The 18,255-nt window shown below is 72.4% G+C and carries 19 protein-coding genes; 10 read left to right on the top strand and 9 right to left on the bottom strand.

Translation table 11 applies throughout. From position 1 onward, the window contains the following. The first annotated feature begins 31 nt into the window (after window positions 1-31). Window positions 32-811 (top strand): alpha/beta fold hydrolase, encoded by a 780-nt coding sequence (locus tag H305_RS0106100; RefSeq protein ID WP_028799638.1) that lies wholly within the window; start codon window positions 32-34, stop codon window positions 809-811. A 324-nt stretch (window positions 812-1,135) separates the two neighbouring features. Here the strand turns inward: H305_RS0106100 and H305_RS0106095 are convergent, their stop codons facing one another. Beyond that, window positions 1,136-1,915: a DeoR/GlpR family DNA-binding transcription regulator gene (locus tag H305_RS0106095; RefSeq protein WP_028799637.1), complete on the bottom strand. Its 780-nt coding sequence runs from the start codon at window positions 1,913-1,915 to the stop codon at window positions 1,136-1,138. 123 nt (window positions 1,916-2,038) lie between these two features. On the opposite strand from H305_RS0106095, the gene H305_RS0106090 reads away from it, so the two are divergent. Both H305_RS0106090 and H305_RS0106085 read left to right on the top strand, forming a co-directional pair. Continuing rightward, window positions 2,039-2,929 (top strand): SIS domain-containing protein, encoded by an 891-nt coding sequence (locus H305_RS0106090; RefSeq protein ID WP_028799636.1) that lies wholly within the window; start codon window positions 2,039-2,041, stop codon window positions 2,927-2,929. Window positions 2,930-2,962: 33 nt separating this feature from the next. Then, window positions 2,963-3,814 (top strand): class II fructose-bisphosphate aldolase, encoded by an 852-nt coding sequence (locus H305_RS0106085; RefSeq protein ID WP_028799635.1) that lies wholly within the window; start codon window positions 2,963-2,965, stop codon window positions 3,812-3,814. Between the two features lie 2 nt (window positions 3,815-3,816). Here H305_RS0106085 and H305_RS0106080 read toward each other — a convergent pair whose 3' ends face one another. Together H305_RS0106080 and H305_RS0106075 are read right to left on the bottom strand one after the other, a co-directional pair. Continuing rightward, the gene (locus H305_RS0106080; protein WP_028799634.1) at window positions 3,817-4,116 is read right to left on the bottom strand and encodes a hypothetical protein; all 300 of its coding nucleotides are present in this window, start codon (window positions 4,114-4,116) and stop codon (window positions 3,817-3,819) included. After that, window positions 4,113-4,946: a phytanoyl-CoA dioxygenase family protein gene (locus H305_RS0106075; RefSeq protein ID WP_051370392.1), complete on the bottom strand. Its 834-nt coding sequence runs from the start codon at window positions 4,944-4,946 to the stop codon at window positions 4,113-4,115. The genes H305_RS0106080 and H305_RS0106075 overlap by 4 nt, the downstream gene beginning before the upstream one ends. Before the next feature lie 71 nt (window positions 4,947-5,017). On the opposite strand from H305_RS0106075, the gene H305_RS0106070 reads away from it, so the two are divergent. Next, window positions 5,018-5,791, top strand: coding sequence for a helix-turn-helix domain-containing protein (locus H305_RS0106070; RefSeq protein ID WP_028799632.1), 774 nt, complete (start codon window positions 5,018-5,020; stop codon window positions 5,789-5,791). Here H305_RS0106070 and H305_RS0106065 read toward each other — a convergent pair. Beyond that, on the bottom strand, window positions 5,781-6,923 hold the full coding sequence (locus tag H305_RS0106065; RefSeq protein WP_234020629.1) for a methyltransferase: 1,143 nt from the start codon (window positions 6,921-6,923) through the stop codon (window positions 5,781-5,783). The genes H305_RS0106070 and H305_RS0106065 overlap by 11 nt on opposite strands. A 65-nt stretch (window positions 6,924-6,988) precedes the next feature. On the opposite strand from H305_RS0106065, the gene H305_RS0106060 reads away from it, so the two are divergent. Continuing rightward, the gene (locus tag H305_RS0106060; RefSeq protein WP_028799630.1) at window positions 6,989-7,699 is read left to right on the top strand and encodes an alpha-ketoglutarate-dependent dioxygenase AlkB family protein; all 711 of its coding nucleotides are present in this window, start codon (window positions 6,989-6,991) and stop codon (window positions 7,697-7,699) included. Between the two features lie 13 nt (window positions 7,700-7,712). Continuing rightward, on the top strand, window positions 7,713-8,954 hold the full coding sequence (locus H305_RS0106055) for an ROK family protein (RefSeq protein ID WP_028799629.1): 1,242 nt from the start codon (window positions 7,713-7,715) through the stop codon (window positions 8,952-8,954). A gap of 60 nt (window positions 8,955-9,014) precedes the next feature. Here H305_RS0106055 and H305_RS0106050 read toward each other — a convergent pair whose 3' ends face one another. Genes H305_RS0106050 through H305_RS0106040 form a run of 3 tightly spaced genes read right to left on the bottom strand, consistent with a single transcriptional unit; the run spans window position 9,015 to window position 11,148 of the window. After that, window positions 9,015-9,929 (bottom strand): phosphotriesterase family protein, encoded by a 915-nt coding sequence (locus H305_RS0106050; protein WP_028799628.1) that lies wholly within the window; start codon window positions 9,927-9,929, stop codon window positions 9,015-9,017. A gap of 2 nt (window positions 9,930-9,931) precedes the next feature. Then, the gene (locus H305_RS0106045; RefSeq protein ID WP_028799627.1) at window positions 9,932-10,516 is read right to left on the bottom strand and encodes a DUF4865 family protein; all 585 of its coding nucleotides are present in this window, start codon (window positions 10,514-10,516) and stop codon (window positions 9,932-9,934) included. A 56-nt stretch (window positions 10,517-10,572) separates the two neighbouring features. Next, on the bottom strand, window positions 10,573-11,148 hold the full coding sequence (locus H305_RS0106040; RefSeq protein ID WP_028799626.1) for a TetR/AcrR family transcriptional regulator: 576 nt from the start codon (window positions 11,146-11,148) through the stop codon (window positions 10,573-10,575). A gap of 171 nt (window positions 11,149-11,319) precedes the next feature. On the opposite strand from H305_RS0106040, the gene H305_RS0106035 reads away from it, so the two are divergent. Genes H305_RS0106035 through H305_RS0106025 form a run of 3 tightly spaced genes read left to right on the top strand, consistent with a single transcriptional unit; the run spans window position 11,320 to window position 14,938 of the window. Beyond that, window positions 11,320-11,625 carry an SHOCT domain-containing protein gene (locus H305_RS0106035; protein WP_028799625.1) on the top strand — a complete coding sequence of 102 codons (306 nt, stop codon included), beginning with the start codon at window positions 11,320-11,322 and terminating at the stop codon, window positions 11,623-11,625. Further along, window positions 11,622-12,380 (top strand): ABC transporter ATP-binding protein, encoded by a 759-nt coding sequence (locus H305_RS0106030; RefSeq protein ID WP_028799624.1) that lies wholly within the window; start codon window positions 11,622-11,624, stop codon window positions 12,378-12,380. The genes H305_RS0106035 and H305_RS0106030 overlap by 4 nt, the downstream gene beginning before the upstream one ends. Further along, window positions 12,377-14,938, top strand: coding sequence for an ABC transporter permease (locus H305_RS0106025; protein ID WP_028799623.1), 2,562 nt, complete (start codon window positions 12,377-12,379; stop codon window positions 14,936-14,938). Before H305_RS0106030 ends, H305_RS0106025 begins: the two co-directional genes overlap by 4 nt. Before the next feature lie 98 nt (window positions 14,939-15,036). Here the strand turns inward: H305_RS0106025 and H305_RS0106020 are convergent, their stop codons facing one another. Further along, entirely contained in the window at window positions 15,037-15,582 is a 546-nt protein-coding gene (locus H305_RS0106020; RefSeq protein ID WP_028799622.1) for an ATP-binding protein, read from the bottom strand. 469 nt (window positions 15,583-16,051) lie between these two features. Next, entirely contained in the window at window positions 16,052-16,375 is a 324-nt protein-coding gene (locus H305_RS0106015) for a hypothetical protein (protein ID WP_028799621.1), read from the bottom strand. A gap of 357 nt (window positions 16,376-16,732) precedes the next feature. On the opposite strand from H305_RS0106015, the gene H305_RS0106005 reads away from it, so the two are divergent. Next, on the top strand, window positions 16,733-17,860 hold the full coding sequence (locus H305_RS0106005; protein ID WP_028799620.1) for a PLP-dependent cysteine synthase family protein: 1,128 nt from the start codon (window positions 16,733-16,735) through the stop codon (window positions 17,858-17,860). Window positions 17,861-18,255: the final 395 nt, after the last annotated feature.

Raw genomic sequence — 18,255 nt, 5'->3', positions numbered from 1 at the left:
AGTAACCGGACCTCACTCCAGGAGGAGCCCCATGCCGCAGCTCGAAGTCGACGGCGCGGTCCTGACGTACGACGACGAAGGTCCGCGCGACGGCGACGGCGTGCCCCTGGTCTTCGTCCACGGCTGGACGGCGAACCGGCACCGCTGGGACCACCAGGTGGCGCACTTCTCCGACAGACGGCGGGTGATCCGCCTCGACCTGCGCGGGCACGGGGAGAGCAGCGGGGCGGGGGTGCGGACGATCGCGGAGCTGGCGAAGGACGTCCTCGCGCTCCTCGACCACCTGAAGGTCGAGCGGTTCGTGCTGATCGGTCACTCCATGGGCGGGATGATCTCGCAGACCATCGCCCTGTCCCACCCCGAGCGGGTGGAGCGCATGGTGCTGGTGAACTCGATCAGCCGGATGACCTACAGCCGGGGGAGGGGGCTGCTCATGGCGGCGTCCGCCCTCGCCCCCTTCAAGCTGTTCATCGCGGCCAACATCCAGCGCGCGTTCGCACCAGGCCATCCGCGCGAGGAGATCCGGGAGTACGTCCGGGCCTCTGGCGACACTCCGCGCGAGGTGGTCATGACGCTCTACGGCGCCATGCGGGCCTTCGACGTCCTCGACCGGGTCGGTGAGATCAGCACTCCGACCCTGATGGTGCACGGGTACCACGACATCCAGTTGCCGGTGTCGCAGATGCTGCGGATGGCGAAGGCCTACCCGGACGCCGTGGTGCGGATCCTGGACGCGGGCCACGAACTGCCGGTGGAGAAGCCGGAGGAGCTGACGATGGCGATCGACGGTTTCGTGACCGGCCGGGCGTGACGCGGTGGGCCGCCGCGCAGGTCCCGCGGCGGCCCCGGCTTTTCGTGCGGTCCCGGCTTCCCGTGGCGGCCCCGGCCGGCCGGGGTGGTCTCCGCGTCCCGTGCCCCTCTTCGTCGTACGGGCGGACACCGCCGCCGGGACGCGGACACCGACGTGCGTGCGGCACCGGTCCGACGTTGTGCAACGGCCGACGATGGGTCGACGCCCCCCACCTGCGGTCGGTGAAACGATGCCCCGCACCTGCGGTCGGTGAAACGACGTCCCGCACCTGCGGACGCTGAGCCGATGTCCCGCAACGGCGGACGGTGACCATCAGACCCGCCGTCACACGGCGAGGACCGCCACCCCGGCTTCCTCGAACAGCCGCACCGTCTCCTGCCGTACCGCGGAGTCGGTGACCAGAGTGTCCACGGAGTCCGCCGCGCAGATCCGCGCGAACGCCCGCTGGCCGAGCTTGCTGGAGTCGGCGGCGACGATCACGCGCTCGGCGCGCTCGCACAGGAGGCGGTTGATGGCGGCCTCCGCCTCGTCATGGGCGGCGGCGCCGTGCGTGGCGTCGAAGGCGACCACGCCCAGGACGGCCACGTCGAGGGTGATCTGGCCCAGCACGCCGTCCGCGAGGGGGCCGATGAGCTCGTAGGACTGCGGACGGGCGACCCCGCCGGTCACCACGATCTTGAACTGGGGGCGCACCGCCAGTTCGTTGGCGATGTTCAGGGCGTTCGTGACGACGGTCAGCGCGGGGGACCCCGAGGCCAGATCCGGGCGCACGGCCAGGGCGCGGGCCACCTCGGTGGTCGTGGTCCCGCCGGTCAGGCCCACCGCCTCACCGGGGGAGACGAGTCCGGCCACGGCCGTGGCGATGCGCTGCTTCTCGGAGGCGTGGCGGGCGGTCTTGTAGCGCAGCGGCAGTTCGTACGAGACGCCGTGCACCACCGCGCCGCCCCGGGTGCGCACGAGCATCTGCTGCTCGGCGAGCTGGTCGAAGTCGCGCCGGATCGTCGCGGCCGACACCTTCAGCTGGGCCGCGGCCTCCTCGACATCCAACCGGCCCCGCTCCACGAGCAGTTCCAGCAGCGCCTTCCAGCGGGCGTCGCGCGACATCCGCACTCTCCGTTCCTCGTTCCTCCGTGACCCTAGCGCACCCCACTCCCACCATGGATGCTTGATTGTGCTCGAAACATCGCTATATCTTGCATGAACAAGCACCAGTGGGAGGGGTACGACATGACCCATGTCGAGCACGAGCTGACCAGCCAGCCCGAGTGCTGGATCCGCGCCGCGGAACAGGCCACCGCACACGGGGCGGCTCTGCCGGCAGCGGGGGAGCGCGTCGCGATCGTTGGGTGCGGCACCTCCTTCTTCATGGCCCAGGCCGTGGCCGCACTGCGCGAACAGTCCGGCCAGGGCGAGACCGACGCCTTCGCCGCCTCCGAGTTCCCCGGCTCCCGCGCGTACGACCGAGTCGTCGCCCTCACTCGGTCGGGGACCACGACCGAGGTACTGGAACTCCTCGGGCGGCTGCGTGGGAGCACACGCACCACCGCCATCACCGCCGACCCGCGCACGCCCGTGATGGAGTCGGCGGACGACGTCGTCGTCCTCGACTTCGCCGACGAACGCTCCGTCGTCCAGACCCGGTTCGCGACCACCGCGCTCACCCTGCTGCGGGCGCACCTCGGCCTGCACAGCGACGCCGTCGTCGCCGACGCGCGCACCGCGCTTCGGACTCCGCTGCCCGCGGGTCTCGTCGACTGCACGCAGTTCACCTTCCTCGGCCGCGGCTGGACCGTCGGCCTCGCCAACGAGGCCGCCCTGAAGATGCGCGAGGCCTCCCTCGCGTGGACCGAGGCCTATCCCGCGATGGAGTACCGGCACGGCCCCATCAGCGTCACCACCCGCGGCACCGCCACCTGGATGCTCGGCGACGCGCCGGAAGGGCTCGCCGGCCAGGTGCGCGAGACCGGCGGCCAGTGGGTGGACGGAGGCCTCGATCCGCTCGCCGAACTCGTCCGCGCGCAGCGGCTCGCCGTCGCCGTCGCCTCCGCCCGAGGCCTCGACCCCGACCGGCCGCGCCACCTCACCCGCTCCGTGATCCTCAGCCCGGCGAGTCACTGAACCGGCCCGACCGCCGGCAGCAAAGGAGGAGTTGTGCCACTCGCCGCAACCGGTGAACTGGTCGACGAGGCCGCCGCGGCACGGACCGCCGTCGCCGCGTTCAACGTCATCACGCTGGAGCACGTCGAGGCTGTCATCGCGGGCGCCGAGTCCGCCGGCTCTCCGGTCGTCCTCCAGGTCAGCGAGAACGCGGTCAAGTTCCGCTACGGACGGCTGCTCCCACTGGCCCGGGCCGCCTCGGCGGCAGCCGAACGGGCCTCGGTGCCCGTCGCGCTGCACCTCGACCACGTGCAGAGCGACGACCTGCTGCGGCAGGCACCCGGCGCCGGATTCAGCTCCGTGATGTACGACGCCGCGCGCCTGCCCTATGACGAGAACCTCACGGTGACCCGGGCCGCCGCCGACTGGGCCCACGCCCGAGGCCTGTGGATCGAGGCGGAGCTGGGCGAGGTCGGCGGCAAGAACGGCGAGCCGGCGCTGGACGCGCACGCACCGGGGGCCCGGACCGATCCCGCCGAGGCCCGTGCCTTCGTGGCCGACTCCGGCGTGGACGCACTGGCCGTCGCGATCGGCAGTTCGCACGCCATGACCACGCGCACCGCGGCCCTCGACCACGACCTGCTCAAACGGCTGGCCGCGACGCTCGGTGTGCCGCTCGTCCTGCACGGCTCCTCCGGGGTGCCGGACGACGAGCTCCGTGCGGCCGTCGCCGGCGGCATCACCAAGGTCAACGTCGGGACCGCTCTGAACCTCGCGATGACCGGCGCCGTCCGCGAGTTCCTCGCCGCCCACCCCGAGGCCGTGGACTCGCGCAAGTACCTCGGCGTGGGGCGGGAGGCGATGGCCCGGACCGTCGCGCGGCTCATCGGCGTCCTACGGGCCTGACGTCACACGGGGCCGCCGCCCGAACCGGTGCCGGCCTCGACGAGCTTCTCGAAGAAGAACTCGTGCTTGAGGAACGACACGTCGTACTCGTGCCCCGGATGCGGCGGGAGCAGCTGCGCCGCCTGGAACAGCCGCCAGCCGTCCTCCAGGGCGTGCACACCCGTCTTGTAGGGCGGCTCGTCGCCGTCCCCGGTCGTGGGGGAGGTACGGCCCGTCCCGTCGTAGGCCGACCAGCCCACCACCTCGGAATCGAGCGCCGAGGTGGCCAGGTACAGCACCAGGACTTGCTGACGAGCACTCATACGACTTCCCCCTGTGGGCGGTTGGAGACCCGGGTCACCCAGTGATCCAGGTCGTAGGAGTCGTCCCCGGTCAGCGAGCGCCAGAGCAGGACGCGGTTGTACACCTCCAGCCGGCCGGTCGCCGGCTCGTACCAGGGGAACGTCGTGGCGAGTTCCTCCGCCACCCGGGGGTCCCCGAGGTCCGAGGTGTCCCACAGCCGCCGCTGGCGTACCGACGGATTGAAACGGATCTTGAACATGTAGCGGGCCGTGTCGCTGTCGTTGCGCCGCCCGCCGTGCCACAGCCCATGGTGCAGAAACACCACGGTGCCCGCCGGGCAGACGAGTCGGTTCTGCCCGCGCAGATTCTGGTAGCGCCCGGTGTCCGACTCGTTCGTGCGGCGCAGATGACTGCCCGGGACGCTGAGGGTGCCGCCCATGTCGAGCGTGACGTCCTGCGGGTAGTACATCAACTGGACGTCGAAGGCGTCGGTGCGCACGTCGATGATCGCGTCACCGTGCAGCGGCTGCGCCTGCCCCTCGCGGGGCTCGCGGATGTGCACGGCGTGATGGTCGACGGACGGGCCCGGGCCTACGAGACTCCGCAACGCACCGGCGACGACCGGTAGTTCCAGGAGCCTGCGGACGAACGACCCCTCCGGGTAGGCGTCCGTGACGGGTGTGCCGTACGGCACGTCGGGAAGTCCCCCGCGCAGCACCTCCATCCCTTCGGCATTCATCTCGGCGGGCACCACGGCGTCCAGTCGCAAGGAGCCGTGGGCCACGAAGTGCGCCATCCCGACCGAACTGAGAAGGGTGCTGCCTGTCGATTGCTCCCACGTGGTGGTCATGAGCGCCAACATAGGTCCGCCCGCGTCTTCGGCGCGTTGGCCCCATTCACCACTACTGGTAATTTCTCACCATGCGGGAGACGCGGCTGCACCTCGGGGAGCCGCCCGCCGTCGTCAACGCGGGGGTCGGCGTGCACGGCGTGGCGAGCCCCACGGACGTCTTTCGGCTGCCCGAACTGTGGCAGCTGCACCTGTACCAGTACGACGCCGAACTGACCGTCGACGGCACGGCACACCTCGTCCGCCCCGGCCGGGTGAGCCTCGTACCGCCCGGCGCCACCGTCAGGTACCGCTACCAGGGCCGCTCCGAACATCTGTACGCCCATCTGCGCATCACACCGTGCGGCCCTTCGCGAACGCTCCCCGTCGTGCAGGACACCGGGGCCGAACTTCCCGCGCTCTCCCAGCTGATGCGGCACGCGATCGCGGCGGCCCCCGGCGCGCCCGAACGCACCCGGGCCGAGATCTGGACCGCGCTGTGGCGCATCGCCGACCTCACCCCGCGCGCCGTCGCCGAAGCAGGCCCGCACCCCGCGGTGGGCACGGCGATCGCCCACATCGAGGCCCACCTCGCCGCCCCGCTCACCATCCCCCGGATCGCCCGGGCCGCCGGGGTGTCCCACAATCACCTCACCCGGCTCTTCCGCGCCGAGACGGGCACCACGGTCGTGGCCTACATCCGTCGCCGCCGGCTGGAACGCGCCCATCACCTGCTGCGCGCCTCGACCCTGTCCATCCCGGCCGTGGCCGCCTCCGTCGGCATCCCCGACCTGCAGGCCTTCAACAAGGCGTGCCGCCGCGAACTGGGCGCCTCCCCCCGCGCGCTGCGCGGGACTACGTCCTGACAGCCCTGAGGATCACGAACTTCGCGTCACCGGCCACGAGTTCACTGTTGCCGAACAGCCGGCGCAACTTCAGGTGGTAGCCGAGGTGGCGGTTGCCGATCACCCACAGCTCACCGCCCGGCCGCAGCGCCCGCCGGGCACCCGTGAACATCCGCCACGCGGTGGTGTCCGTCGTCGCCATGTGCGAGTGGAACGGCGGGTTGTTCAGGACGAGGTCGACGCTCCCGGCGGGGACGTCCGCCAGACCGTCACCCACCCGGAACTGAGCCTTCCCGTCGGCGTTCGCCCGGTAGGTCGCCTCCGCCGACGCCACCGCCTGGTACGACTCGTCCACGAACAGCACCTCGGCCTCGGGGTTGGCCAGAGCGACCGCCGTGCCGAGCACGCCGTTTCCGCAGCCCAGGTCCGCGACCCGCTCGGCGCCGCGGCTGCGCGGCAGGTGCTGCAGGAAGAACCGGGTGCCGATGTCGAGTCGGTCGGCGCAGAAGACGCCCGCGTGATTGACGACGGTGCGGCCCGAGACCGGCCCGACGCCGTCGGGGAGCCGGTAGCTGTACGGCCACGGGTTGGCTTCCCGCGCGAGGCCCGGGTACGGGGTGCAGAAGATCAGCCGGGCCTTCTTCTCAGCGAGCGACGTGCGGGTCGGACCGATGATCCGCTCGAACAGGTGCAGCGTCGAGGTGTGGATCTCCTTGACCATCCCGGTGCCCACGACGACCGTGCCCTCGTGCACGCCGGGCGCCAGCCGGTGCAGCTGGTCCTCCAGGAGGGCGAGGCTCTTCGGTACCCGGACCAGCAGCACGTCGATCCGCCCGGGAGGGGCGTCCTGCGTGGTGAGGAGCCGTGCGCCGGCATCCTCGGCACCGGCACGCGCCAGATTCGCCCGCGTCGCCTCCTGCCCGAGGAACGAGTCGGTGATCTGCGTGGGCCGGTGCGCCGCCAGCGCCGTGGTGAGCGCGCCCCACCGGTCGCCGACGACCACGACGGACCCGGTCAGCGGGGTCCCGCTCTCGGCGAGGTGCCGCAGCAGATACGTGTCGGCGGCGTCCCAGGCACGCAGCCGGTCGCGGGGGTCCTCGGGGAAGCGGGCCAGCGCGTACTCGCCCCACGGAGTGGTCATACGGTCGTTCATGGTGCGTCAAGGCTAACGGAGGCGCAGCTCAGTACCCGTCCGCCGGGTGCGTGATGATGGGGGCCATGGACAGTGAGCTGTTTCCGCGCGCCCGTACGGAGATCGCGCCGGGCGCGGTGCACGTCCCGGACTGGCTCGACGCAGACCGCCAGCGGCAGCTCCTGGAGGCCTGCCGCGCATGGGCGCGCCCACCGGCGGGGCTGCGCACCGTCCGCACACCTGGCGGCGGCGCCATGACCGCCCGGCAGGTCTGCCTGGGCTGGCACTGGTACCCGTACGGGTACGCCCGCACGGTGGTCGACGGTGACGGGTCCCCGGTCAAGCCCCTCCCGCAGTGGCTGGCCGCACTCGGCCGTGACGCCGTCCACGCGGCCCTGGGGCCAGAAGCCGCCACGACAGCGACGTACGACATCGCCCTGATCAACTTCTACGACGCCGACGCCCGCATGGGCATGCACCGCGACAGCGACGAGAAGTCGGACGCCCCCGTGGTGTCCCTGAGCCTCGGCGACACCTGCGTCTTCCGCTTCGGGAACACCGAGTCGAGGGCCCGCCCGTACCGCGACGTGGACCTGCGCAGCGGCGACCTCTTCGTGTTCGGCGGGGCGTCGCGGCTCGCGTACTACGGAGTGCCGCGGGTGCACGCGGGCACCGCGCCGCCCGAGTTGGGGCTGACCGGACGTCTCAACGTCACCCTCAGGGTCAGCGGATTGCGCACACCGGACCGCACGCGGCCGCCCGGCGACCGCACGGGCGACCGAACGAGCGGATCATGACAGACTCGCCCTCATGAACGGCAAGGCGGGCCCCCGGGCGACGGGGGAAGGGAACACGCGGACGCGGCTGGACCGGGGGCGCGGGGCGCTCGGGCCGGCGCTGGAGCTCGTGCACACCGGGCGTGCGCCGACGCGAGCCGTGCTCACCGCCGAGCTGGGCGTCACCCGGGCGACCGCGGGTGCGGTCGCCGCGGAGCTGGAGGCACTGGGGCTGATCCGGGTCGACGCGCGCCCCGGAGCGGCCGCGGGTTCGCAGGGCCGGCCCTCGCACCGGCTGGAGGTCGCCGAGGACGGACCCGTCGCGCTGGCGGCGCAGGTGCACGCCGACGGCTTCCGTGCCGCGCTCGTGGGCCTGGGCGGCCGGATCGTGGCGACCGCGCCCGGCTGCGAGACCGTCGACGCCGACCCGGCGAAGGTTCTCGGCTCGGTCGTCGAGGCGGGCGCGGAGCTGCTGCGCGCGACGGGGCGGCGCTGCGTGGGCGCCGGACTCGCCGTGCCGTCCGCCGTCGCCGAACCCGACGGGCTCGCCCTCAACCCCCTGCACCTCGCCTGGCCCGCCGGCTCCCCGGTGCGCCGGATCTTCGCGGAGCGGGTGCGCGCCGCGGGCATCCAGGGGCCTGCCTTCGCCGCCAACGACGTGAACCTCGCCGCCCTCGCCGAGCACCGGCACGGCGCGGGCCGAGGCTCCCGCGACCTGCTGTGCGTGGCCACCGGCCACCGGGGTGTCGGCGGCGCCCTGGTGCTCGACGGGCGTCTGCACACCGGCAGTTCGGGTCTGGCCCTGGAGGTCGGTCACCTCACGGTGAACCCCGAGGGCCGCCCCTGCTACTGCGGCAGCCGCGGCTGCCTCGACGTCGAGGCGGACCCACTGGCCTTCCTCACGACGGCGGGCCGCGAACCCGGTCCCGAGGTGTCACTGCTCCAGCAGGCGAACGACCTGATCCGCGACGAGTCCGCCGATCCCGGCGTCCGTACGGCCGTCGAGGCACTGATCGACCGGCTGGGTCTCGGACTCGCCGGTCTCGTCAACATCCTGAACCCGGACCGCATCATCCTCGGCGGACTGCACCGGACCCTGCTCGACGCCGACCCGGACCGGCTGCGCGCCGTCGTCGCCGACCGCAGTCTGTGGGGCCAGAGCGGTGGTGTACCCATCCTCGCCTGCACCCTCGACCACAACAGCCTTGTGGGAGCTGCCGAGTTGGCGTGGCAGCCGGTGCTCGACGACCCGCCCGCCGCGCTGGTCGGCGTCTAGCTGTGATGACCGGCGCGGCGGCCGCGGGTGTGACGGCGCCCTCCCCCGAGAATGTGCACCTCACCACGTGGTGGCGAACGCCCGCGCGGGGTTCTCGGTGAGGATGCGGTCCACCAGGTCCGTGCCGACGGCGAGTTCGAGCCGAGGACGCACCCGCCGCAGCAGATACGGCATGCCCGGACCGCCGTCGACCGAGCGTGCCGCGGCGGTCGTCGTGTCACCGCCGAGCAGCAGCCGGTGGCCGAAGCCGGCGTCGGCGAGGGCCCGCAGGGCGTCGGGCATGGCCCAGTCGGTGGTGTGATGGGTACGGGAGGGGCCGTCGAAGGCGAGGAACGCTCCCGACCCGGCGGCCTCGCGCTGCACGACGAAGTCCGGTGAGCGGTTGAGGTGTCCCAGCACCACCCGGTCCGGCGGCACCCCCAACTCGCCGCACAGCAGGTCGAGTACGTCGAGGGCCCCGGTGCCCAGCTCCAGGTGGACGGCGATCGGTGCACCCGTCGCGTGGTGGGCCTCGGCCGCCGCGCCCATCGTCCAGCGGGCGTGCGCGTCCAGGGCGTGGAAACCGCCCGCGACCTTGATCAGACCGGCCCGCACCCCCGAAGTGCCGATGCCCGAGGTGAGTTCGGCGACGAACACCTCAGCCAGCCCGCCGCGCAGCTCCGCGAACAACTCGGGGCCGTAGTGCACCGCTTGGTGGAGCCCGGTCGCAGCCACCACGTGGACGCCGGTGTCGCGGGCGAGCAGCGGCAGGTCCGCGGCGCGCCGCCCGAGACCGTACGGCGTCCACTGCACCACGGCGGCGCCTCCCCGGTCGCGGAACGCGGCCAGCTCGGCGCGGGCGGCCGAAGCGTCGTTCAGCTCCTGGCCGGGGAGCTGCGGGCTGGCGAAGAAGAGGTGGTCGTGGGCGTCGCACACCCCGAGGTCCTCGGGGCGCACGTCACCGAGGACCGTGCGCACCGTCGCGGCGGGAGGCATGCTCACCACTGCCGTCCGCGTGGCAGCCGGTCACGCCCTGGCGCCGACATGTGCAGCACCTGGAAGGTGTCGCCCGTGGCCTTGGGGAAGTCGTGGTCCCACAACGAGAAGTGGACGAGCTGCCAGTGCCGAGGGTCGACGGCCGCGGCGGCGCAGACCGCCCCGTCCAGCGCGGCGGTCCGACCGGCCTCGCGCACCGCCTCCTCCATGGCCTCGGACAACTCCACTCCCGGCTCCAGGTGCTCCCTTCGGCGCACCGCGACCCGGGCGGGCGAGCCGGCGGCGCCGCCCTCCTCGTACGCCAGACCCGTCCAGTGCTGGACCACGGGCCGGCCGAAGTCGTCGACGAGCCCCTGGAACGCGCCGCCCCAGAGGAACCGGTTCATGCCTTCGGTGGTGTTCCACAGGTAGAAGGGCGCGTACTGGTTCACCGGCGAGCCGTCCACCCCGCGCTCGCGCATCAGATACGTCTTGAAGCCGAGTCCGTCCCAGTCGTCGAGCAGGTGCCCGACCCTGGCGACACGGTCGCGGATGATGCCCATGTCGTAGTCGGCGGGGAAGGTCAGCTCGTACTGCATGGCGTGCATGCGATGCCCCTTCGGTGAGAGGTGTCGGGTCCGGGGGAGAGCGTCCGCGCCCGGTGTCAGCGCAGCGGGGTGAGCAGAGCGAGCAGTCCCCTCACCGCTGTGTCGAAGGTGGCGGGCGATCCGGACGCGCGTGCCAGCACATAGCCGCCCTGGACGGTCGCGAGGATCGTCGCGGCGATCTCCTCCGCGTCGAGCGCCGGCGCGAACTGCCCCAGCTTCTTGCCCTCTTCGACGATCCCGGCCAGGCGCTCGCGCAGCCGGTCGAGTGTCTCGTCGACGGGCGCGCGCAGTTCGTCGCTCGCGATCACCTCCGGATCCATCGTCAGCCGCCCGACGGGGCAGCCGCGCAGCACGTCGCGCTCACGGCGCAGATACGCCTCGATGCGCTCGTACGGTGACCCCGGTGCGGTCAGCACGGCCTCCGCGCCCGCCCGCATCTCCTCGGCGGTGCGCCGGATCGCGGCGAGGGCCAGATCGGGCTTGCCCTTGAAGTGGTGGTACATGCTGCCCTGTCCGGCACCCGCGCGCTCCAGGATGGCCTTGGGGCTCGTGCCCACGTAACCGCGCTCCCACAGCAGCTCGCGAGTGGACTCGATCAGTCGCTCCTGGGTGCTCATGACCCCACTGTACATACCGATAGGTACAGAGTCGAGGTCGTGCGGGAAGCAGCCGACGGCGCCCCGCGTACTCCCGGGGAGGTACGCGTACGGCCGCTGGCCGTACGACGACTCGGACCCCCTCCCGGAGCCAGTCTCGATGCATCGCAACGAACCCATCGCATCCCACCGAGGAGATGACCCTGGATGCAGACCCTGGCGAACTGGGACGGCGGGCCCGGCCCGTGGATCCTCTTCTTCCCGCTGATCTGGGCGGCCGTCGTGATCGGCGTCGTGACCGCACTGCGCCGCACCGCCTGGCGCGGCCGGCGTGGCCCGTGGCGCGGGACGGGCGCCTTCGGCCCCGTCGACGGCCGTCCGGCCGGCGACGAGCCGATCGCCGTGCTCGGCCGCCGCTTCGCCTCCGGCGAGATCGACGAGGACGAATACTGGCGCCGCCTCTCCGTCCTCGACGAGCAGTTCGGCCGCACGGGCAAGGGCGGTGCGGCGTGACCACCACGACCGCCATCCGGGACGCGGCCCGCGTCACCGACGCCGTCAAGGTGTACGGCAGCGGGGACACCGCCGTGAGGGCCCTGGACGGGGTGAGCGTCGGCTTTCCGGCCGGCCGCTTCACCGCGATCATGGGGCCCTCGGGCTCCGGCAAGTCCACCCTCATGCACTGCGCGGCCGGCCTGGACACCCTGACCTCGGGCACCGCCCGGATCGGCGGCACCGAACTGGGCTCCCTCGACGACCGCCGTCTGACCCTGCTGCGCCGCGACCGCATCGGCTTCGTCTTCCAGGCCTTCAACCTGGTCCCGACGCTGACCGTCGCGGAGAACATCACCCTGCCCATGGACCTCGCCGGGACCAAGGGCTCGCGCGACTGGATCGACGCCCTCGTCGACGTGGTCGGGCTGCGCGACCGGCTCCACCACCGCCCCGCCGAGCTCTCCGGCGGACAGCAGCAACGCGTCGCGGTGGCAAGGGCGTTCGCCGGACAGCCTGACGTCGTCTTCGCCGACGAGCCCACCGGCAACCTCGACTCCCGCTCGGGCGAGGAGGTCCTGAACCTCCTCGGCCGCGCGGTGCGCCAGATGGATCGCACCGTCGTCATGGTCACGCACGACCCGGTCGCCGCCGCACACGCCGACGAGGTCGTCTTCCTCGCCGACGGGCGCCTCGTGGACCGGATGCAGTCGCCGACGGCCGACAGGGTCCTCGACCGGATGAAGGCCTTCGACACCAAGGGGTCAGCGTCATGAACGCCGCGCTCCGCATCAGCGTCTCCTCCCTGAGGGCACACAAGCGCCGCTTCGCCGGCACGTTCTTCGCCGTCTTCCTCGGCGTCGCCTTCCTGGCCGGAACCCTCGTCATGGGTGACACGCTGCGCGCCGGCTTCGACTCGATGTTCGGCAACGCGGCCGAGGGCACCGACGCCGTCGTCCGCGGCGCCGACACCATCACCACGCCCGGCGAGAGCCAGGGCGTACGGCGGCCCGTCGACACCGCCCTGGTGAAGACCATCGAACGGACCCCGGGGGTGGCCGCAGCGGCGCCCGACATCCAGGGAGCGGGCCAACTCGTGGGCTCCGACGGCGAACCCGTCGGCGGCCAGGGCCCGCCCACCCTCGCGGGCAACTGGATCGACGACTCGCGGCTCAACGCCTACCGGCTCGCCGAGGGCCGCGCCCCCGCGATGTCCGGCGAGGTCGTCGTCAACCGGGGTGCCGCCGAAAAGGGCCACCTGAAGATCGGTGACACGACGATCCTGCGCACGCCCGACCCCGTCCCGGTCACGATCGTGGGCCTCGCCACCTTCGGCGGCGAGGACGGCATGGCGCAGGTCACCTTCACGGGGATGACGCAGGCCGACGCCGAGAAGTACCTCACCGCGAAGCCCGGCGAGGCGGCGAGCATCCGCGTGCGGGCAGGCCCGGGTGTCGATCAGCGCACCCTCGTCAGGGACCTGGAGCCGGTCCTGCCCGAGGGAGTCGAGGCGATCACCGGCCAGGAGTCGGCGCAGGAGAACACCGACATGATCTCCAGTCAGTTCCTGAACCTCTTCACCACCTTCCTGCTCGTCTTCTCCGGGATCGCCCTCCTCGTCGCGACCTTCTCCATCCACAACACCTTCGCGATCGTCGTCGCCCAACGCGCCCGGGAGAACGCCCTGCTGCGCGCCCTCGGGGCCTCCCGTCGCCAGGTGACCGTCTCGACCCTCGCCGAGGCGATCGTCGTCGCCGTGATCGCGTCGGCCGTGGGACTCGCGGGCGGCGTCGGCATCGCCGCCGGACTCCAGGCGCTGTTCCCGGCCATCGGATTCCCTTTCCCCGAAGGGGCGTTGGTCATCGGAACCCTGTCCATGCTGCTGCCGCTCGCGGTCGGCGTCGTGGTCTGCCTCGGCTCCGCGCTGCTCCCCGCCGTCCGCGCCGGGCGCACCTCGCCGCTCGCCGCCCTGCGGGAGACGTCGGTCGACCGGTCCGGGACATCGCGCACGCGTGCCGTGATCGGTGGCGGTCTGGCCGCGCTGGCGCTCGGCTGCACCCTCACCGGCGTACTGGCGGGCTCGTCCCTGTGGCTCGCCGGGCTCGGCGCGGTCCTGGCCCTCGCGGCCTTCGTGGTGCTCGGCCCGGTCGCGTCCACGACCGCCGTACGGATCCTCGGCGGCCTCCTGGCCACCCTCCGCGGCGTCACCGGGGGACTCGCCCGGCGCAACGCCCTGCGCAGCCCCGGACGGACCGCCGCCACCGCGAGCGCCCTGATGATCGGCGTCGCCGTCGTCTCGCTCTTCACGGTCTTCGGCGCCTCGCTCAAGGCCACCATGGACCAGACCGTCTCCCGGTCCTTCGCGGGCGACGTGGCGGTGAGCACCCCGTCGTTCGGCGCCGGAGGCAGTGGGCTGAGCCCGGAACTGGCCCCCGCCATCGCCCGGCAGCCCACCGTCGAAACCGCCGTCGGCCTGGGCCGCGGCGTCGCCGAGGTGAACGGCAGCGGGCGCGCCCTCACCGTCACCGATCCGATCGCACTCGGCAAGGTCTTCGACCTCGGCGAGGTCCGCGGCTCCCTGGCCGGCCTGGGCACCGACGGCATCGCGGTCACCGAGCAGGAGGCAGACCGGCAGCACCTCAGGACCGGCGGTTCGGCCCGGCTCACCTTCACCGACGGCGAGCAGCGGGAATTCACCGTCCGCGCCGTCTACGGCCGGTCCGAACTGGCGGGCGACTACGTCATCACCCGTGCCGCCTGGGCCCCGCATCGCATCCAGGACTCCGACACCCTCGTCGCGGTCTCGTTCAAGGACGGGGTGAGCACGGCCGACGGCAGGGCGGCGGTGGAAAGGGTCGCCCAGAGGTTCGGCAACCCCGAGGTGCAGACCCGCGACGAGTACGCGCAGTCCTCGGCCGGCGGTATCGACATGATGCTGACCCTCGTCTACGCCCTGCTCGCCCTCGCCGTGCTCATCGCACTGCTCGGCATAGCCAACACGCTCACGCTCGCGGTCCACGAACGCACCCGTGAACTGGGCCTGCTGCGGGCGGTCGGACAGACCCGGGCCCAGCTGCGCGCCATGGTCCGCTGGGAGTCGGTCCTCGTGGCGGCCTTCGGCACGGCGGGCGGGCTCGCCCTCGGTGCCTTCCTCGGCTGGGTGCTCGTCAAGGCGTCCGACGGCGCGTCGGACAGCAGCTTCGTCTTCGCGATGCCGCCCGTGCGGCTCGTCGTGGTGGCGCTGGTGGGCCTCGCCGCCGGAGCCCTCGCGGGCCTGCGCCCGGCGCGAAGGGCCGCGCGCCTGGACGTGCTGCGCGCCATCGCCACCGACTGAGTCGCTGAAGGACGTGCGGCCCCGGCGGCGGGGCGTGCCGCAGGAGGCCGGACGGCGCACGTGCCCCCGCGATGTGCGAGAGGTTGTTCACCGCCCGGTCAGCCGGCAACGGCTGACCGGGCGGGAGCGTGTTCCGGCCGGAGTCCGTCGACGGTCTGGCGGAGCGCGGTCGCGCAGGCGGTGTCGTACGGGGTGCGGGCGGGCGCGGCCACCGCGGGCGCCGCGATCACAGGCGTCGGTGCCGGCGCCGCGGGCGCCGGGAGCGTGAACCACACGACCTTGCCAGAATCGCCCTCGGGTCGCACCCCCCAGCTCTCGCTCACCGCGGCGACCATGGCGAGGCCACGGCCACAGGTGGAGGTGGGGTCCACGTCCCGCACCTCGGGCAGGCGGGGGTCGTGGTCGTACACCGAGACCGTGAGCCGGTCGAGCAGCAGCTCGATGCTCACGGTGCACAGCTTGTCGGGCTGGGCGTGCTGATGGACGTTGGACAGCAGCTCGGTCACGCCGAGCGCGGCCCGGTCTATCAGGGCGTCCATATGCCAGTAGCGCAACTGCGCAGATACGATTCTGCGGACCTGGCCGATCCGCGACGGCAGGGCTTGGAGCTCCACCGTGCAATGCCTGCTTGGCTCGCTGATCACGGCTGCGACTCCCCGAATTGAGGTCCGGAAGAAGGCGGAGATCGGATCCAGCAGAGTGGCTGAGTGGAACGGCCGCCTGCTGTGGTGGCCGGCGGGCTGGTTCGCAGCGTTATCGCCGGTAAACCCAGAGTGATGTGAGAACAGCGTGACTCAGGGGGTGCGGTCCCGCAACTCGCGGCGCTGTCAGTCGCCTACGCCGTGTGCGCCCACCTGGGCCGACCGCCCTCGCGTACTGCTTCGGATGCTGTGTCCTGAGGTGCTGACCGGCTCGGGTCCCGCGGTGCCGCCGGTCCGTTCCGGGTGCCCTTTCGTTCCTCTGTCCCGAGGCTGTGGAGCTCCGCGGCTGCGCGGCGGGAGGAGCGCGGGAGCCGTGCCCTGCGGCCGTCCGGCCCGCCGCGGCCGGGTTGCTGCCCTCCGACCGCGGTGCGCTCCGGGTCGTGGCCCGGGTGCGCCGCCGCCGGGTGCCGCTTCAGCCGCTGCGCCCTGCCGCCTTGCGCACCGCCTCGATGAAACGGCGCGCCGAAGGCGGCCCCGGAGCGCCGGGCGCGGGGTCGTGCTCGCCGAGGGTGAGCGAGTAGCGGGTGCCGTTGACGTCCGCCAACGCGCGGTCCTCGTGCGCGAACCACGGCTTGGACGCGCGCACCGCCTGCACGGGAGCGCTGTCGATCTCGCTGCCGTAGCTGGTGAGCAGTTGCAGCCTGCCGTCGCTGATCCGGACCTGTCCCGCCCGGGTGAGCGAGCGCAGCCTCTTCCCGATCCGCACGCCCGTGGCCGTGAACTCCGGCTCCGCCATGATGCCCCGCCCCCTTGTGCGCTTCGGCTCTGCCCTGTCGCGGTCCCGCGTCCGTCCGTGATCCAGTGTGCACCGCACCGGACCGTGGTCCCGCGCCGCGGGCGGCACGCGGGACGCTTCCGTGCGGTGCAGTCTGCCCGCAGGTTGCGGCGAGCACCAGTGCGCATGACGGTCCGGTGGGCGCGACGGGAGCGCGCGCCGGTGTGCGCCCCCATGGCCGCACGGCCCGCTCCCCAGGCCCGCCTTTGAGGTGCTCAAAGGTGTGTTTATGCAGGTGAGAAGCGTGTGGGAGCTGATTATCATCGAGGTGTCCGACACGGTTGAACGGCGTCGGCACGATGCGTAAGGAGCCTCGCCGTGAGCACCACTCCTCAGCAGATCCGGACCGGCGCAACCCTCGACGTCGACCGTAGTGACGCGGACTACCGGGCCTGGCTGAAAGAAGCCGTCCGCAAGGTCCAGGCGGACGCGAACCGCTCGGCCGACACCCACCTGCTGCGCTTCCCGCTGCCCGAGAAGTGGGGCATCGACCTCTACTTGAAGGACGAGTCGACCCACCCCACCGGCAGCCTCAAGCACCGGCTCGCCCGCTCGCTGTTCCTGTACGGGCTGTGCAACGGCTGGATCCGTCCAGGCTGCCCCGTCATCGAGGCCTCCAGCGGTTCGACCGCCGTCTCCGAGGCCTATTTCGCCAAGCTCATCGGGGTGCCGTTCATCGCGGTCATGCCGCGCACCACGAGCGCGGAGAAGTGCCGCCTGATCGAGTTCCACGGCGGGCAATGCCACTTCGTGGACGACTCGCGCAAGATGTACGAGGAGTCCGCCGCGCTCGCGGTCGAGACCGGTGGTCACTACATGGACCAGTTCACCTACGCGGAACGGGCCACGGACTGGCGCGGCAACAACAACATCGCCGAATCCATCTTTCGTCAGCTGGAGTTGGAGCGCTTCCCGGAGCCCGCGTGGATCGTCGCCACGGCCGGCACCGGCGGCACCTCGGCCACCCTCGCGCGCTACGTCCACTACATGCAGTACGACACCCGTATCTGCGTCGCCGACCCGGACAACTCCTGCTTCTTCGAGGGCTGGACCACTGGTGATCCCGAGGTCACCTGCGACTGCGGCTCGCGGATCGAGGGCATCGGCCGACCGCGCATGGAACCGAGCTTCGTGCCCGGTGCCGTCGACCGGATGATGAAAGTGCCGGACGCGGCGAGCGTCGCCGCCGTACGCGCCCTGGAACAGGCCATCGGACGCAAGGCCGGCGGCTCGACCGGCACCGGCCTGTGGAGCGCCCTGAAGATCGTCGCCGAGATGGTGGCCGAGGGACGGAAGGGGAGCGTGGTGACGCTCCTGTGCGATCCCGGGGACCGGTATCTCGACAAGTACTACTCCGACGAGTGGCTGGCCGAACAGGGACTGGACATCGAGCCGTACACGGCGGCGATCAGGTCCCTCCTGGAGACGGGCGTCTGGCCGGACTGACGGTACGGGGCCGGGGCAGCGGCATCGGGAGCCGGGGCGACGGCGCGGGTGGCCCCGGGCCTGTGGCACGGGCGAAGGCGGCCGGACCGCGGCACCGGGAGCGCAGCGGGCGGATGCGGCGTCGTGGGTGGCCCGCGGCCGTCCGGCCGGGGTGCGTCAGCCCTACTGGGCTGCCGTCGCGTCCGGCCGTCACGGCGTCGACCTCGGCTTCGCGCCCACGGGGGCACGCACACCGGATCCTCGACTCCGCGTGGTCGGGTCGCACGGCGCACCCCGAACCTTCGGTGCCGCGCGGTCGGGGGCACGGCGTACACCGACCTACGGTTTTCTGCCGACGGTCGGCACGGCGTACACCTCCCGCTCTGTGCCGACGGGTCGAACAGCGGACGCCGTCG

Origin of the sequence: Streptomyces sp. 142MFCol3.1, assembly GCF_000424945.1 — a bacterium.
GTDB lineage: Bacteria > Actinomycetota > Actinomycetes > Streptomycetales > Streptomycetaceae > Streptomyces > Streptomyces siamensis.
Note: the sequence above shows the minus strand (reverse complement) of the source record. Positions and strands in the feature narration are given on the sequence as shown.